Annotated in this window: 15 protein-coding genes and 1 pseudogene; 3 read left to right on the forward strand and 13 right to left on the reverse strand. The window is 62.4% G+C overall.

Going from position 1 to position 16,635, the window contains the following annotated elements:
- Window positions 1-2 precede the first annotated feature (2 nt).
- Window positions 3-551 (reverse strand): Uma2 family endonuclease, encoded by a 549-nt coding sequence (locus HF999_RS10740; protein WP_168545873.1) that lies wholly within the window; start codon window positions 549-551, stop codon window positions 3-5.
- A 140-nt stretch (window positions 552-691) separates the two neighbouring features.
- Between HF999_RS10740 and HF999_RS10745 the strand changes: the two genes are divergently transcribed.
- Both HF999_RS10745 and zwf read left to right on the forward strand, forming a co-directional pair.
- Window positions 692-1,201, forward strand: a complete 510-nt coding sequence (locus HF999_RS10745) for a M23 family metallopeptidase (RefSeq protein ID WP_168545874.1) — start codon at window positions 692-694, stop codon at window positions 1,199-1,201.
- 148 nt (window positions 1,202-1,349) lie between these two features.
- A complete protein-coding gene (gene zwf / locus HF999_RS10750; protein WP_168545956.1) occupies window positions 1,350-2,855 on the forward strand; it encodes a glucose-6-phosphate dehydrogenase in 1,506 nt (501 codons plus the stop codon).
- 3 nt (window positions 2,856-2,858) lie between these two features.
- Here the strand turns inward: zwf and HF999_RS10755 are convergent, their stop codons facing one another.
- The 3 genes and pseudogenes from HF999_RS10755 to HF999_RS10765 form a co-directional block, all read right to left on the reverse strand.
- Complete coding sequence (locus tag HF999_RS10755) at window positions 2,859-3,755, reverse strand: tyrosine recombinase XerC (protein WP_168545875.1); 897 nt, start codon at window positions 3,753-3,755, stop codon at window positions 2,859-2,861.
- A 63-nt stretch (window positions 3,756-3,818) separates the two neighbouring features.
- The gene (dprA, locus tag HF999_RS10760; RefSeq protein ID WP_168545876.1) at window positions 3,819-4,982 is read right to left on the reverse strand and encodes a DNA-processing protein DprA; all 1,164 of its coding nucleotides are present in this window, start codon (window positions 4,980-4,982) and stop codon (window positions 3,819-3,821) included.
- Window positions 4,979-5,584, reverse strand: a pseudogene (locus HF999_RS10765) (ATP-binding protein); the annotation flags it as partial. The gene dprA and the pseudogene HF999_RS10765, both read right to left, overlap by 4 nt.
- Before the next feature lie 52 nt (window positions 5,585-5,636).
- Here HF999_RS10765 and HF999_RS10770 point away from each other — a divergent pair.
- The gene (locus HF999_RS10770) at window positions 5,637-7,115 is read left to right on the forward strand and encodes a recombinase family protein (RefSeq protein WP_168545877.1); all 1,479 of its coding nucleotides are present in this window, start codon (window positions 5,637-5,639) and stop codon (window positions 7,113-7,115) included.
- A gap of 177 nt (window positions 7,116-7,292) precedes the next feature.
- Here the strand turns inward: HF999_RS10770 and HF999_RS10775 are convergent, their stop codons facing one another.
- From HF999_RS10775 to HF999_RS10815, 9 genes are all read right to left on the reverse strand, one after another.
- Window positions 7,293-7,652: a histone-like nucleoid-structuring protein Lsr2 gene (locus HF999_RS10775; protein WP_168545878.1), complete on the reverse strand. Its 360-nt coding sequence runs from the start codon at window positions 7,650-7,652 to the stop codon at window positions 7,293-7,295.
- A 319-nt stretch (window positions 7,653-7,971) separates the two neighbouring features.
- Window positions 7,972-8,814: a hypothetical protein gene (locus tag HF999_RS10780; protein WP_168545879.1), complete on the reverse strand. Its 843-nt coding sequence runs from the start codon at window positions 8,812-8,814 to the stop codon at window positions 7,972-7,974.
- Window positions 8,811-9,086 carry a hypothetical protein gene (locus HF999_RS10785; RefSeq protein WP_168545880.1) on the reverse strand — a complete coding sequence of 92 codons (276 nt, stop codon included), beginning with the start codon at window positions 9,084-9,086 and terminating at the stop codon, window positions 8,811-8,813. Before HF999_RS10785 ends, HF999_RS10780 begins: the two co-directional genes overlap by 4 nt.
- Window positions 9,087-9,658: 572 nt before the next feature.
- A complete protein-coding gene (locus HF999_RS10790) occupies window positions 9,659-11,674 on the reverse strand; it encodes a hypothetical protein (protein WP_168545881.1) in 2,016 nt (671 codons plus the stop codon).
- A 15-nt stretch (window positions 11,675-11,689) separates the two neighbouring features.
- On the reverse strand, window positions 11,690-12,097 hold the full coding sequence (locus tag HF999_RS10795; protein WP_168545882.1) for a hypothetical protein: 408 nt from the start codon (window positions 12,095-12,097) through the stop codon (window positions 11,690-11,692).
- A 35-nt stretch (window positions 12,098-12,132) separates the two neighbouring features.
- Entirely contained in the window at window positions 12,133-12,903 is a 771-nt protein-coding gene (locus HF999_RS10800; RefSeq protein WP_168545883.1) for a phage tail family protein, read from the reverse strand.
- Window positions 12,900-14,996 carry a phage tail tape measure protein gene (locus HF999_RS10805; RefSeq protein ID WP_168545884.1) on the reverse strand — a complete coding sequence of 699 codons (2,097 nt, stop codon included), beginning with the start codon at window positions 14,994-14,996 and terminating at the stop codon, window positions 12,900-12,902. Before HF999_RS10805 ends, HF999_RS10800 begins: the two co-directional genes overlap by 4 nt.
- 191 nt (window positions 14,997-15,187) lie before the next feature.
- Window positions 15,188-15,607 carry a hypothetical protein gene (locus HF999_RS10810; RefSeq protein WP_168545885.1) on the reverse strand — a complete coding sequence of 140 codons (420 nt, stop codon included), beginning with the start codon at window positions 15,605-15,607 and terminating at the stop codon, window positions 15,188-15,190.
- Window positions 15,608-16,570 (reverse strand): phage tail tube protein, encoded by a 963-nt coding sequence (locus tag HF999_RS10815; RefSeq protein WP_168545886.1) that lies wholly within the window; start codon window positions 16,568-16,570, stop codon window positions 15,608-15,610.
- Window positions 16,571-16,635: the final 65 nt, after the last annotated feature.

The raw sequence follows: 16,635 nt of genomic DNA on the forward strand, positions 1-16,635 counted from the left end.
AATCAGCCGAGCGGCTCCAGCGCGTCGAGATCGATCGACAGGTCGCAGGGCACCGACGTTGTGAAGGTGCCGCGCTCGGTCCGGCCGCGGTAGGCACCGCCCTCCAGCGTCAGGATCTCCGCGGACGGGCCGGCGTCGAGGTCGACGATCCAATAGGCGTCGATTCCGGCACGCTCGTACTCCTCCCGCTTGGTCACCTGATCGGTGCGCCGAGTGCCCGGCGACAGGATCTCGATCGCGAGACGCACCTGATCCGCCGGTAGCGGCTGCGCCGCGGGCAGATCGAACACCACGACGTCCGGAACCCGCACGGTGGCGTGCGGACCGGCGCCGACAAGCACATCGAATTCCACCAGGCACACACGCGGCCGATCGATCTGGCGCTGGATCTGCAGACACAGCTGAATCATCGCCGACGAATGATCCGGTCTCGGCCTCGGAGACACCTGCACGACCCCCTGTACCAGCTCGTACCGGGCCGCGGTGTCCTCCCCCAAGGCGCACCACTGGTCCAACGACATCGTCTCAAGATGCTGCGGGGCCGCGGTCATGGCCCACATGGTACTCCCGCAATCCTCCGGACCGCAGTCCGAAAGCCTCCTCCGGCACGCCCCTGTGGATAGCCGGATCTCCTCCACAGGCAGGCACTTCCGGCCCGATTCCCGACGGTGCCGTGCGGCATCGTCGGGGCATGCGCACCGTCACCCGAGCCTCCTCCGTCGCCGCCCTCACGGTCCTGCTCGCGGGCGCACCGTCGGCGATGGCGCGCGACTACGACTGGCCCCTGGACCCGAGGCCCTCGGTCGCGCGGCCCTTCGCCAATCCCCACAAGCGCTGGCAGCCCGGGCACCGCGGGGCCGACCTCGCCGCGGTCCCGGGACAGGCGGTGTACGCCGCGGGCGCGGGCAGGGTGAACCACGTCGGACGCGTCGACGATCGGGTCGTCGTCTCGGTGCTGCACCCGAACGGGATGCTCACCACCTACGAGCCGATCGACGCACCGCTCGTGCGGGAGGGCGACGAGGTCGGCACGGGTACCGCGCTCGGCCGCGTCGCCGCGGGCCACGAGGGGTGCCCGGCGAGCGCCTGCCTGCACTGGGGACTGCGCCGGGGGTCCGGCCACGCCGCCGAGTACTTCAACCCGCTGCTGCTCGTCGGAGCCGCCCCCGTGCGACTGCTCCCCGACGCGGGCGGCACCTGATGGCGCCGAACGACGCCGCCCCGGAGCGCGCGGAAAGCCAAACCCGACGCGGACGGGGCGGGAGTGCGACGATGGTCCGGTGACGGACGAACAAACCCCCGACAGCACACCGTCGGACACGGGCGAGGGTGACGCGAACGCAGAACGACTGAAGGAGGCGCAAACCATCGCCTACCCGAGCGGATCGACGCGCCGCTCCCGCAAGACCTCGCAGGACGACCCGACCCTGGTCGTTCTGTTCGGCGCCACCGGCGACCTGTCGCGGCGAAAGCTGCTGTGCGGCCTGGGCTACCTCGCGGTGTCCGGGCTCGCGCCGGACATGCGGGTGATCGGCACCAGCCTCGACGACATGACGGACGAGCAGTTCCGCATCTTCGCGAAGAAGGCGATCGACGAACTCGGCAACCGCAAGCTCACCGACGCGCAGTGGGCGTTGTTCGCACCCAAGCTGTCCTACGTGAACACCTCCGCCGGGCCCGAGGCGCTGGCCGCGAAGGTGGCGGAGGAGGAGAAGATCCTCGCCGACGCCGACGAGCACGGCGATCCCGGTCGGGTGCGCCGCCTCTACTACCTCAGCGTGCCGCCGAAGGCGGCCACGAAGGTGATCGCGACCCTCAACGAGGCAGGCCTCGTGGACCGTTCGCGCGTGGTCATGGAGAAGCCCTTCGGCGAGGACCTGGAGTCCGCCCTGGCCCTCAACGACGAGGTGCACAAGACCTTCCGGGAGAAGCAGATCTTCCGGATCGACCACTTCCTCGGCAAGGAGCCGGCGCAGAACATCCTCGCGTTCCGGTTCGCCAACGGCCTGTTCGAGCCGATCTGGAACCGCAACTTCATCGATCACATCCAGATCGACATCCCCGAGTCGCTGGGCCTCGACGCGCGCGCCGCGTTCTACGAGCCCACCGGCGCGTACAAGGACATGGTGGTCACGCACCTGTTCCAGGTCATGGCCTTCGTCGCGATGGAGCCGCCCACGGCGCTCGAGCCGCGCGCGATCTCCGAGGAGAAGAACAAGGTCTTCCGTTCGCTGGAGCCCATCCGCCCCGAGGACGTGATCCGCGGGCAGTACGCCGGGTACCGGCAGGAGGACGGAGTCGACCCGGAATCGGACACCGAGACCTTCATCGCGCTCAAGGCGCGGATCGACAACTGGCGCTGGGCCGGCGTGCCCTTCTACCTGCGCACCGGCAAGAAGCTCGCGCAGGGCATGCGGATCATCTCGATCGCCTTCAAGGAGGCGCCGAAGTCGATGTTCCCGGCCGGATCGGGCATCGGCCAGCAGGGTCCGGACCACCTGACCTTCGACCTCGCCGACGAGTCCAAGGTGTCGCTGTCGTTCTACGGCAAGCGCCCCGGACCGGGCATGCGCCTGTCGAAGCTGTCGATGCAGTTCTCCACCGAGGAGACCGAGCAGGCCGACGACGTGCTCGAGGCGTACGAGCGGCTCATCCTCGACGCGATCAACGGCGACCACACCCTGTTCACCACCGCCGAGGGCATCGAATCACTCTGGGAGCGGTCGATTCCGCTGCTCGACGACCCGCCGCCCGTCCGGCAGTACGAGCCCGGCTCGTGGGGGCCGAACTCGATCCACCAGCTCATCGCCCCGAACGCCTGGCGCCTGCCCTTCGAGCGCAACTGGCGCGAGTAGGACCTACGCCCGCGGGTGCGCCTGCTCGTGCGCGGCCCGGAGCCGGGCCACGCTCACGTGCGTGTACAGCTGCGTGGTGGCCAGCGACGAGTGGCCCAGCAGCTCCTGCACGACGCGCAGGTCCGCGCCACCGTCGAGCAGGTGGGTGGCGGCGGAGTGCCGCAGGCCGTGCGGCGCCACCTCCCGCCCGCCCGGCACCGATGCCGTGATCTCGTGCACGACGGTGCGCGCCTGCCGCGGGTCGAGCCGTCCGCCGCGCGCCCCGAGGAACAGTGCGCTGCCCGAGCGCGCACCCACCAGGCCGGGCCGGGCCTCGTCGAGCCAGCGACGCAGCGCCGCCGCGGCGGGCGCCCCGAAGGGCACGGTCCGCTCCTTGTCGCCCTTGCCGATCACGGTGAGCACGCGCCGGCCATGGTCGACCGAACCGAGGTCGAGCCCGCACAACTCGCTCACGCGGATCCCGGTGGCGTACAACAACTCCGCGATGGCGAGGTCCCGCACCGCGATCGGGTCGCCCTCCGCGGCACCGGACGCCGCGTTGCGCAGGGCCTGCCCGGCATCGTCGGAGGTGAGCACCGTCGGCAGCGTGCGGTGCGCACGCGGGGCCTTGAGCCGGGTTCCCGGGTCCTCCGGCAGCAGCCCGCGCCGGGCGGCCCAGGCGGTGTAGGTCCGCGCCGAGGACGCCTGCCGGGCCAGCGTGGTGCGGGCGGCACCGGCGGCCGCCCGCTCCCCCAGCCAGGCCCGCAGGGTCGCCAGGTCCAGACGGTCCGCCGTCACTCCGCGATCGTCCGCGAACGCGAGCAGGGCGGTCAGGTCGGCGAGGTACGCGCGCACGGTGTGCTCGCTGCGGCCGCGCTCGAGCCGCAGGTGGGTCTCGTACTCCGCCAGCGCCTCGGTCATGGTTTCGACGATAACGCCCGGGCCGGCGTCGACGTCCTCGACTCGCGCGACGGGCGATCACCCTCAGGACGCCTCACTCGGCCGCACCAGCCGCCACATCGCGCCGTCACGCCGGACCAGCCCCTGCGACTCGAGCAGGGCCAACTGCCCCATCACCGCCCGGGCGGGCAACCCGGCGAGCACCGCGATCTCCGTGACCGGGAGCGCCGACTTCGCCGGCAGTGCCCCGTGCACGCGCAGCGCCGGACCGTCGAGACCGTCCGTCGGGCGGGTGGGGACGGGCAGTTCGAGCGCCAGCTCGCCGATCCGCCCCACCTCCTCGATCACCTCCGCGGACCGGGTCACCAGCACGGCCCCGTCGCGGATCAGCTGGTGACAGGTGACCGACGTGGCTGCGGTGACCGGTCCGGGAACCGCGCAGACGGGGATTCCCCGTCTACGCGCCCAGGTCGCGGTGTTCTTGGTCCCCGAGCGGAAGCCCGCCTCCACGACGACCACGCCACCGGTCGCGGTTCCGACGATGCGGTTGCGGTTGAGGAACCGGTGTCGTGCGGGCACGCCGCCGGGCGGGTACTCCGACACCAGCAGGCCCTCGTCGGCGATCCGACGGAACAGCCCGGCGTGCCCGGCGGGATACGGGCGGTCCAATCCGCCGGCGAGGAAGGCCATCGTCGGGCCGTCGGCGGCGAGCGCGGCACGGTGCGCGACGCCGTCGATCCCGTAGGCGCCGCCGGAGACGATCGTGAAGCCCTCCGCCGCGAGGTCGCCGGCGAACTGATCGGTGACCCGCTCCCCGTAGCTCGACGGTGCGCGCGTCCCCACCATCGCGACGGACCGGTCGAGCAGTTCGTCGAGCCGCCCACCCCCGATCACCCACAGGGCGACCGGCCGGAGTTCGCGCACCTCGTCCTCGTGTTCGGTGGACTCCGAGGGCGTTCGCTCCGCGAGCGCCCGCAGTGCCCGCTCCGGCCATTCCTCGTCGTCGGGAGTCACGAGCCTCCCGCCGAGCTGTGCCATGTGCGCGAGATCGGCCTCCGCACGGTCGGTCTGCGCGCGCCCGACGGTGCCGTCCGCCGCCTCCGCGAAGCCGTCGGCGAACTCCTGCCGGCGCACCATGTCCGCCGCGACCACGGGCCCCACCGCGTCGATCAGCGCCACCAGCGGCCCGCACGGCGGCTCCGCCACCCTGCTGAGGTAGGCCCACGCCCGTCTCGCCTCGTCCGTCATTTCCACCCCTTGTCCCGGAACTGCAGGGCCTGCGTCACCTCGGCCTCGCCGGGCGCGTCCAGCCCGAGGAGATCGGCGAGGGACCAGGAGACGCGCAGACAGCGATCCGCGCCGCGCGCGGTGATCTCTCCCGCACGCAGGTACGCCTCCACGGGGCGCAGGGCCTTGGCCGGGAGCCGGAAGCGGCGGCGCAGGACGACGCCGGGAACCTCCGAGTTCGTCAGCCACCCCTCTGCGCCCCACCGCGCGGCCGCCGCCTCCCTCGCCGCCCGCACCCGCGCGCGCACCGTCGCGCTCGACTCCTCCGCCCCGCCGTCCGCGTGCAGGGCCCCGGTTCCGGGCGGCTCCATGCGCACCCAGAGATCGACCCGGTCCAGCAGCGGCCCCGAGAGGCGGCCCAGGTAGCGGCGACGGATCGTGGCCGTGCAGGTGCAGTCGCTGTCGCGCGCGGGCGCACACGGACAGGGGTTCGCGGCCATCACCAGGAGGAACCGCGACGGGTACTTCACCACACCGTCCCTGCGCGCCAGCCGGATCTGCCCCTCCTCCAGCGGCGTCCGCAGCGCCTCGAGGGAGCGTGGTCCCATCTCCGCGCATTCGTCGGACATTTACACACACCCCTCGATGTGAGAAAATGAGGGCAGGTTAATAATTATGCACGACGCTCCAAACACATCTACTCCCAACGCTTTTCGCTCCGCAGCGGTCTACTGCCGGATCTCATCGGACAAGACCGGGGCAGGGCTCGGCGTGGACCGCCAGGAGGCAGACTGCCGAGAGCTCGCGGAGCGGATCGGGTTCACGGTTCGCTACGTGTTCAGCGACAACGACATCAGCGCCTACAGTGGCAAGCCCCGGCCTGGCTATCAGCGGCTTCTCGAACTCATGAAGGCTGGAGAAATCGACGGGGTGGTGTCCTGGCACCAGGACCGGCTTCATCGGTCCCAGGTCGAGCTTGAGGACTACGTCGCCGCGTCTGAGCATTCAAGCATCCCGACCTACACGGTGAAGGCTGGTCTGATCGATCTATCGACACCGGCCGGTCGCTTCCAAGCAAGGATCATTGGGGCTGCAGCCCGCTACGAAGTTGAGCACATGATCGAGAGACAGAGGGCCGCGAAGCTTCAAGCCGCGAAAGACGGAAAGTTCCTCGGAGGCCAGCGCCCGTTCGGCTTCGAGCCACGACGCGTGGCGATCCGCGAAGATGAAGCGGCACTCCTACGAGACATGGCTCAGCAGGTGATAGCAGGGCATTCGTTCCGGACGGTTGCAGTCTCTCTCAACAGGCAGGGCATCACCACCCAGCACGGCAAGGAGTGGAACGCACTGAAGGTACGCAACGTGCTCATCCGGCCGATCAACGCTGGCATTGTGCGCCATCACGGCATCGAGCACGAGGCTAAGACACCGGCGATCTTCACCCCATCGGAGTGGGAAGATCTCAACCACGCCATCCGCGAGCATCGAGTTCGTTCAAGTCACCCGGGAACCTTCCGGAAACACCTACTGTCCGGCTACCTGCATTGCGGGCATTGCAAGTCCAGGATGTACCACAAGACCAAGATCCAGCGCGATGGGAGCAAGGTCTCCGTCGCAGCCTGCACGACCAACGATACGAACACCGGGATGCCTAGCGGTTGCGGCAAGGTCAGTAGACGGACCGATCCAATCGTGGACCTGATCACGGAAGCCGTCATGTATCGGCTCGACTCGCCGGCGCTAGCTGCTGAGCTTGAGCGGCAAGAAGGCTCGAACCCGACTCGGTCGCTCGCCGCGCAACTACGCACGCTCGAAGCTCGGCTGACCGAACTCAACAACGACTACTACGTGACGAAGCTCCTCGATCGCACTGAGTTCGAGGAGCTTCGGACGGCAGCCAAGTCCGAGATCGCGAGCCTTGAATCGACGATCGACGAAGCCCGTGCCACTACGCTTCTCGGCGGCATCGATGTCGGCAAGGACTTGCGAGGCAAGTGGGACAGCGAAACTGTCGAGTGGCAGCGAGACCTGCTTGACCAGCTGGTTCGAACGATCTACGTGCACCCGCGGGGCGCAACTTCCGGCTACACCGTACCGACGTACAAGCAGTGGAAGTTCGATCCAAACCTCATCGACATTGTGTGGAAGGTATAGCCACTCCCCCACTCTCGCATGGGCGAACAGTCCAACAGGGGTGGAGAATATTGACCACTCTCGATCTAGTGTCTCAGGGCCAGTAGGGAAGGGCACATATAGCGTTTTCGAGCCAAACCACTTCCCCGACGCTTGCAATCCGTCTAGTGCCGGGGAAGTGGTTAGAAGACACTAGATCTAGTGTGCATCGTCATACGCATCGAGCAGCGTCTGCGGGATCCGTCCACGATCGCTGACCTCGTGCCCGTTTGCCCGAAGCCACTCTCGGATAGCGAGCAGCTCGTCCTTCGAACGGCCCGAGCCGGTTCCGGGGCGCTTGCTCGCAACCGTGCCGCCACGTCCTCGACTGGTCCGGCGAGCACTGCCGACGTACGGCTTGATCAACGCCTCCAGCTTGTCTGCGTTCTTCTTGCTGAGATCGATCTCGTAGCTCGCGCCTCCCCATCCGAACTGGACGGTCTGAACCTGCCCCTCCTCCAACGGCGAGCCGTCGAGGTCGTCTACGTACTCCACTACCTGGATGATCTTCTTCGCCATGACAGGAGGGTATAGCACAAGCGCGTTATAGCGCAGCCAACACGCGTTAGAAGCGCGAAGATACAAGAAGAGCGCTCCACGTGATGGGAGCGCTCATATTCGATCTGACGTTGTTTGACGCTATATATCGTCGTCCGGCGTCGGAACATTGAATCCCGCCAGGCCGCATATAAACACATTCACACCATTTACTAGGGCAGCTTCTGCCGCGCCAAGCGCACCCACCGCAACCAAGTAGATCGACACGAGGTTTGCAATACCCGCGATCACGTAAACTGCAAACCTGATTCTACTATTTCGAACTGATTGATCCATATCCCTATTTCCTTCCTATTAGTTTACCGAGCGCAACCAGCAGCGAGCTACCGGTCGCTGTGGCAGTATCCAACTCCGATTGCTTCGCGTCCGCCGTAGCCTGCAGTTGCTCCTGCTTCTTTATGAGCGCCGAGTTCTCCCGTACGAGCTTCTCGATCATCGACTTATCGGCGGCACCGCTCTTCGCTGCTGCGTCCAGCGCTGCGTTTGCCTTCTTCAGCTGAGCTGTAACTTTCGGCAACTGAGCTGCCTGATCTTGAGCGACAACGCCTCGCTTCTTCTGCGCACCAAGTAGCTTGTCCACCAGGTATCGCCAGGTCCTACCTGTGTAGTCCTTCAGCTCCGCCGCTGTAGGCTCGCGCTTCTCCCAAGACCTGAAGTAGTCTTTTACGTCTTGATCCTTCGGCATTATCACCTCCTCTTTGCATTTAATGACTCGCTTGCCGCCGATATCCTCGGACCATCCCACATACTTCATGCCGTAAATTCGCTCAACCTCTTCGATCGAATCGAGCTTGTCGTAGGACGCCTTGTCCGTGTACGGCGACGAATAGATTGCGCCGTCTTTATAGACTGCGACGTGTCCGGACCTGTTCCCGTCCCACCATCCATCGAACCAGATCGGGACGTACACACCCTTCGGAATATTGCGATCGGCGTGCTTGTGCTTAACAAAGCGCTGCCACTCGTCCCAGGCACTGGTACCAAGCCCGGCCCCGCCAAATGCGCGTCGCGAGTACAGCAAGCACCATCCCAGCCATGTAGCACCGTTGTAGCCGTACGACCGGATGTCCCCGGATATGTTGACGTTTAAGTTCGGCTTCGCGGTTTGCTCATACATGCTCACCTCCCGCCATCCAATGCCTGATCAATGAAGTAGAGTGTGACCGCGGTGATGATCGCGCCGAACACGCCCGCAGTCGTCGTGTTGACGATTGTCTTCCGCCGCTGCTCCTTCTTGTATCCTTCGAACTCAGCCCGAGAGACGTAGTCCTGAGCAGCCAGTGCGTCCTCGATGCGTTTTAGAGTCGGCTTTATTGCTTCTTCGAGCGATGTTTTTATCTCGACTACATCGAGTTGTACTTGCTTGAGTTCGTCTTTCTCATGCCTCGTAGCCATCACCTACCCCAAGAACAGGAACGCAGTAGTCCCTACACCACTAGAGTTGGCAGATACGTTGACGGTGCAGCCGTTGCTAGACAGACCAGTTATACGGCCAACGAACGTAGCCGATTCGTCGCCTGAGACGAATGAACCGCCCACGATCAATCCGCCAACCGTCGAGGACTCGGTTCGCGAGTATGCACCGCTAGTAGCTTGCGTTCTCGCACCCATTCTCTGGTTCACACCAGTCGATCCATCGTACATAGTTAGACCCATCATGCCGTCGACGGTGCTACTAGACTTAAGCGGCATTGCGATCACAGCCTTTGGCGCGAAGCCCGCGCCTGACACGTTCTTAATGCCAGTCCCACTCAGCTCGGTTACAACAAGCTTGAAACCACCCGAGCGCTTTTCCGGCGTTACCGATGCGTCTGGAACCACGTGCTGCACCGGGACTTTCTTCGTCGTGTTCGTGGTCGAGTCCACAACTGGCACATAGTCCCCCGTATTCGCCTTGGCGAGTAGCGGTAAGTCGGTGATCTTTTTATCTGCCATATTCGAATATTCCTTTACTTACTAAGTTATCATCATCCAGGCATTCCTGGAATACCTTGATACGTCTCATTAGAGAGACGTTTCTCCATACTGGTCATAGTATCTGCGACACGGTCGAGAACTACTCCGAGTTCCAACGTCACCATCGAGGGCGTGTATTGTCTTGAAACGATCTGCATCGGCGGCACAGAGTCGATATAATTCCCGTTGTTCTTAAATCCAACGGTCTGCCCCACCCGAATACTTTCGAGGTCGTACCTGCCTGAAGTGACTTTTACCGTCGCTGAGAATATCGGCGCATGTCGCCTACTGAGGACCTTGTTAGCGCGTCGCGCCATCGATGCACCTACGAGGTAGCGCCGGTCGGTGATTCGTTCCAGACCTTTTCTCCACGCCGCATAGCTAGCCGGGTTAGTGTACTTCCGGTACATCGTCGTGTTCACGTTGTTCGGATCCGTCTGGCCGCCGACGAAATAGACGGTATTGACAAGGTTTTCGAGCGAGCGCTTGAGCCGCAGCTCCTTGATGTGCCACCCAACGATGAACGTGTGGTCATAGCCGCTACTGAGCGGCTGGAGGTACACGTTGTTCTCAGCCACGTCGCCACGCCACCACCAGCCGTCGGGAGCGAGATCAAACGCCGACTCCATCACTTCGAGCTTGGTATTTAGCTGCGCCACAACCTGATCGGTGACTCCAGTGTCGATAATGGTGGTCGGCTCGTAGGACATCCGGCCGGGGTTGGAATTCAACACTCCACGGAAGATCGCGCCCGTATCCTGCCCATTGAAGGTGACGTTGGTGTTCTCGCCCGTGCGCACCACCTCGTTTGAGAGCTCAAACCCATGCGACGACAGCGTGACCCACACTGCCTGCTCGTCTCCGTATACAGCTTCGTAGTCCAGGACGAACCCACTGAACACTCGTGTCCCCAGCGGCGCACCGGACACGACGATCAAGTTGTCTTCGGATTCCGTTGTGATCGGTTCGGATAGCTGAGTGACGATCTTGTGGAACTCGCCGTAGCAGACATATACGTCGACGTTGTAGTTGAGATCGACGTCAGTGTCTTCTCCAACTGTGTTCGGTGTCTCGTATACCGCGATGAGCCGGTGGCCATCCTCGGTCACGATCTGGTCGCTTGCCTGCGTCACGAGGCCCGCTCGTGCTTCGGCAGTCGAGTCGGCCGATCGAGCAAGTTTCACCGTCGTCGTGGTCCCAGGTGAGTTGATCCGCTCGGTGAACTCAAGCTCGTCCGCGACAGTGGCCCATACGCCGACGTAGGTTCCATCCGGCTTCGAGACCTTGTAGAGGAAGGTCTTGACGTCGAGCTTCCCGACTGCCGACCAGTCAGCGGGCGGGAGCGGTGGAGGATCAAGCTGCACTAGCTCGGGCTCAGAAACAACAGCGGTGCCGACAATCGAGGCAGGGTCTGTCAACGCCATTAGTGCCCGTGGGCCAGGTACGGTGGCGTGGCTCAGTATCGAGGGCATTGACAGTGTTGTCGGGCCGGGAGCGACATCAGGCGAAGCGAGTATGTTGCTCGACCGGACTGGGTCTGCCAGGAGCCTGTTCGGCGGCAGGACATAGTTAGCCCTTGCCCTGAAGGTATCGATAGAAAACACACCATCAACGATCTTATAGATGATGTTCATCTCAAGCGAGATTAAGGTAGTATCTGGCGTGATCTCGTCACTAAAGTCAAAACCTGATATCCGGCATCCGCGCAACAGATAGGAGTCTCCAGGAGGCTTAATCGTCGCCTCCATCTGTAGATCTTGAATGAAGTCGAGGTCAAATGCGTAAGGCGTGGCGATGTCCGCGCTATATGAATACGACGTGGACTTCAGAGTCGCTGAAGGCAGGATATTTCCAGCCGCGTAGCCCCTATTGTATTTGAGAGTCCCTCGGAAACTAGCTGTAGAATCAGCCGGGAAAGCGGCGGTCGCAAACTTGCCATCTTCAACAAGGGCTCTCACTGAGTTTGAGAACACGTCACCAGTGAAGTTCACGGCCTTCGTTCCGTAGTGCCAGCTTGTCAAAGGCATATGGTTACAGCCTTCCTACAGCGCGATGATGCGGTTAGCGCTGTTCGACCACTGCACGACGATGTCACCGCCGTTCGGCGTTATCGGCAAGCCCTGCGCTGCGTCGATATATGCGATCAGGCGGGACGAACTTGGAGATCCTGTGTCTTTGTATAAGACAATCGCCTCGACTGACGGGCCCGTCGCTAACGGGAAGGTAATGTCAGCGGCATCCGCCACGCCGTCGGTAGCTGACTTTCCTGTCAAGCTACCGCTCGTTGCAATTCTTGCCGCTGACGGGATATCAGTTAGAAACTGGTTGGTCGTAACCGATGGGGTGTACGCGCCGGTGTCAACCAGAACCGCCTTTATATTGTCGCTCGTCCAGCTGATCGCTCCAGTCAGTAGCGCTTCCTTCGCTTTGCTGTACAGTACGTTCGCCATATTCAGTTGTCTCCTGTTAATCCTTTTACTTTAACCTAAAGCCAGCGACGGGTATAGGCGCCGTCCAGTGTGACCGACCGGCTGGTGAAGTCATCCAGATAGGTAAGGCCACCCGCCCCCGGCTTCCACTCTGGAAACTGACCGGTGAATTCCGTCGGCACACTGTTAACGAACACCGTCTTGTGTAACGAGTCAGTCTGCAGCACATCGCCTGGCAGCCAGTTTCGCTTAACCGAAAGTCCTCGTTGAGTTGCCTCGTTGGAAATTGTCACGGTCCTCGCCACACCACTGCCGATCGCATTGACTATTAGCGTCAACTCGGGCTCTGCCTTATAGGTACCCTCGACCACGAGCGGTAGCGTCACCACGGAGTCCACGATCGTTGTCGGGTTGAGGAGTACCGATCGATCGAGACTCCACCCCACACCGTCCGGGCAGATGAACTGGACGTTGAACAGTGCACTGGTGTTTCGGGCCTTCCGTGTGATTATCGGGGCAGTGGGGTAGGACAGGAATCGCCTGACGCCGTTCGCGTAGTCCAGGTCCATCGCCTGGTTGACCGTCGCCATCGCGAGCTTCAACTCATCGATGGCCAACTCCAACTCAGCGATCGACTCACGGCGGATCACGCCTTGGATCGAGTAGGGCTTCGGCTTCAGCCGCTGATCGACGACCACTGCCCCGTCAGCACGCGCCAACGTCTCGGCCTGAACCTGCGACTCTGGCGATGAGTAGATGTCCGTCTCGCTCACCCAGATTCGAGGCGGGTCCTGCAGGTTGTACTCGCCGAACTTCATCCCGATCATGCGAGCCCCCGTGCGGCGAGGCGTTGCTGTTTGTCGATCCTCCCCCAGAAAGCCTCTGCGGCCTGAGGTGTCTCGTTCGTGACGTTGCCGTAGAGGTTGATGATGGTGTCGCCGCCGGACGGCTGCATCTGTCGTGTCTTGTAGTTCGGGTGTACCTGCGCACCGCGCGGAAGGTTCACTAGCTCAGGGCCGTGCTCACCCACCAGGGTCGTACCACCTGCTGAGTAGTTGGTGCCGATCGCGTTCTTCGCGAACGGGGCGTTCGGGTGCTCCTTCTTGTAGTTGGCCTCCGTGATCTCCGCGACGCTGTAGCTGACCTTCTTCCCGTTGAGCTGATCGAGCGACAGCCCCAGACGCTTCACAGCGCCTGTCTGACCCAGTACTGCGTCCCGGGTGCTGTAGAACGCGGCACGTTTGCTCGATTCGGCGGAGACCACAGCCGCCTTCTTGTTCGCCTGGTTCTGCTGAGCAGAAGTGTTGCCATCTGTGGCAGCCTTGGTTTCCCTGTTCGCTGCGCCGAGCGATTCTTGGGCTCGCTTCAAGCTGTACGCAGCCTCGCGTGCTTCGAGTGATCGAGGACCGAACTGTCGCACCGCCTCGTTGTAGGTGCGTTGCGCACGTTCCACAGATAGAGCGGCGCCTTGAGCAGACACCTGGGCCTCGCGCAATCGGTCTTCAGCCTGCTTGGCTTGATCGTTCGCCGCCGCGAGCTCGCGGCGTGCACTGTCCAAACGCTTTGTCGCCGAAGTGCTGTTGTTGGTCTGCCCAGTGACAGCGACGAAAGCGGCTACCAGCCCTGTGACCCCAGCGATCAACAGTCCGACAGGGTTCGCCTTCATCACCAGGTTGAGGGCGGCTTGCGCCATCGTCCAGGCCTTGGTCGCAGCGGTGACGCCGGTCGTTGCTGCGCCGTAGGCCAGAAGCCCCACGCCAAGGCCAGTCAGGACCGGAGCCTGACCCGACAGCGCTGCGGAGAACATGTTGAAGGTCGTAATCGCCGAGCCGCTGAGAAAGTTGACGAAGCCAGTGACGGACGGGAGCAGCTTGGTACCGACCTGCACGCTGAGATCCTCCAGTGTGTTGTTCAGACCCTCCATCGCCCGTTCGTACGGTCCCATCTGCGCTCGTGCAGCTTCCTGCGCGGCTCCAACCTTCCCGACCGACTTGCTCATGCCGTCGTAAGACTTGCCCGCGTTGTCAGAGAGCACCGCGGCCGCACGAAACGCATCAGTTCCAAAGATCGTGGCGAGAGTGTTCTGCTTCTGCTCGTCAGTCAGGCCGGCGAGTCCCCGCTGAAGTCGGATCGACATCTCGCGGAGCCCGACGAACTTGCCCTGCGCGTCGTACGCGTTGAAGCCGATCTCCTTCATCGCATTGGCTGACGCCTTTGACGGCTTCGAGAGAGCGATGAGCATCGTCTTGAGCGACGTACCCGCGTCACTCCCCTTGATTCCGTTGTTCGCGAAGAGCGAGAGCGCGGTGACGTTCTCGTTCAGGCTGAGCTTGAATTGCTTTGCTACCGTGGCCGATTGCTGCAGCCCGAGCGCCAGGTCGGAGAGTTCGGCCTGCGAGGCGTTGGCACCGGCAGCGAGCGTGTCTGCGACCTCGTTTGCTTTGTCACCTTGGAGACCGAACGCATTGAGCGCGCTGGCCGCGATCACGGCCGCGTCGGCGAACTCGATGTTGCCCGCCTTTGCGAGGGCCATCGCCCCCTTCGACGCATCCAGGGTGTCCTTCACAGACAGACCGGCCTTGGATAGCTCGGTCATCGTCTTCGCGGCATCCGCTGACGTCACACCCGCGAAGTCGTTGCTCCGACCCAGCTCTTGAGCCTTGGCCGACATCTGGGCCATCTCGTCGGCCGTAGCCCCTGACGCTTGCTTGAGCTGTGACAGGCTCGATTCGTAGTTGCCCGCCGCCTTCACGGCGTCGACACCGATCTTGACTGCCGCTGCTGTCGTGGCGAGCGCTGCAATCTTGGCGGCTGCCGCCATCTTCGCTGACGCGGCCTCGACGTTGCTGCCGGACCTCTTGACCGTATTGCTCGCTTGGTCTTGCGCCTTGATCAGTATCGAGATGGTATTGCTAGCCACTGCGGTTTAGATGTTTGCCTTTCTGCTCTCTAACTTATCACGTTCACTGTCGAGCGACCATACAAGCATAGCCTTCCGGATCTCTGCAGCCGGCTCATGAAGCAATTCGTTATAGCTCATACGGAACTTCTCACGGTAACGAAACACTTTGATCTCTTCCGCGATGCGCAACGGCACTGGTAACTCGCGAACTATTGCGTCTCGGTAGTAGTCGTAGGTTGTGGAGGCGACGTCAAGTCGGTATCCGTCGAGGATGGTTCGTCCTGCGTCGTCTCGCCTAAAGGGTCGGCATCATATTTCACCCCCGTCATATCGGCGTAGATCCGATCAATCATCGAGGTTGGCATAGCTTCGAGGTCTGAGCTTTCTAGGCCCACAAGCTCGACACTCCCGCCCTTTGCTAGCACTTTGACCTTACCGCCAACCACACGTTCCTTAATCAGATCGAGGACAGCGCGCTCGGCATCTTCTTCAGACATAGTGGAGTAGTCCGTGCGGATGGTCCGCATAGTCTCAAGATAGTTAGAAGGCACCCACTCGACGTAGCAGCCCTCCCAGCCCTTGTAGAACGACAGATCGGTCCGTTCGACGACTGCGAGTTGACGCCCCACTTACGCGGCCTCGTAGGTCGCACGACCGTTCTTAAGCAGCACCTCTACAGACTTGGCTGTCGCGACATCATATTCAGCTTTAATACTCAGCGTCTGTGTGACGATGCCGTCCTTGTTCTTGGAACTCTCAACCTCACGATAGCGCACTTTAGAAAACGAGAACGTCAGGCTTCGATCGCCGTTCGCCAGGGAAACGCGTAACGCGTTGACCGCATTGTTCAGGAAGTCATCCTCGTACTGCGTGTCGGTATATCGAATGACCAGCTCACCAGAAGCGGTGAACTCTCCCCGATCGAATTCGGGCTCTTCGTCCGTCCCGAGTGGGTTGAACGCTTCTGAAGACCGTTCAAACTCAAGTTTCACAGATGCGGCCTTGATCGGATTCGCAGAGTCAAGGTCACCCACGCTTGGCGAGAGCTTCACTGTCGTATGTTTGCTTGTGAACTCAGTCTCGGCAACGAAGGCAGGCGTCAGCGCTGCCGCTTGTCCGAGGCGAGCCTTGATCGCAGCCTCTACCTGGACCCATCCACTGGCCTCTACTTCGAAACTCAACCTGTCGATAACGGCGTACGAATGTTGTTGAGGCGCCAGAAGGTCATTACGAGATACAGTCAGCGTCGTTCCAATACTCGACTGATTCATCACAAACGCGTGCGGATATACGCCGTTGTCGATTGCTCCAGTGACCGGCTTGCCGAAGAACCCACTCAGCAGGAAGCCGACACCTTCGTCGGTCACCTTTCCTCCGATAGTTCCTTCCGCCCATTTCGCCGTTACCTCTGAGTCGTTAACTGCGTCGACAACGCCCATCGCGCTCTCGTTCTCGACCACTTCCGTCTTGTTCTGAAGGTCTTGGTCTAGCCATCGCAGCCACGTCTGTGCTGTTGCCGCGGTACCTGGCGTCGCCTCTATGCTTAGCCCGATACCTTCCCTTCGTCCGATGTATTGTTCACCTGTCGCCATATCAACCTTCTTTCCTCTCTCTTAATTTCCGTTCCAGATCCTCGAGATCAATAGCATCTATCGCG

The organism is Tsukamurella spumae (genome assembly GCF_012396015.1).
Lineage (GTDB): Bacteria > Actinomycetota > Actinomycetes > Mycobacteriales > Mycobacteriaceae > Tsukamurella > Tsukamurella spumae.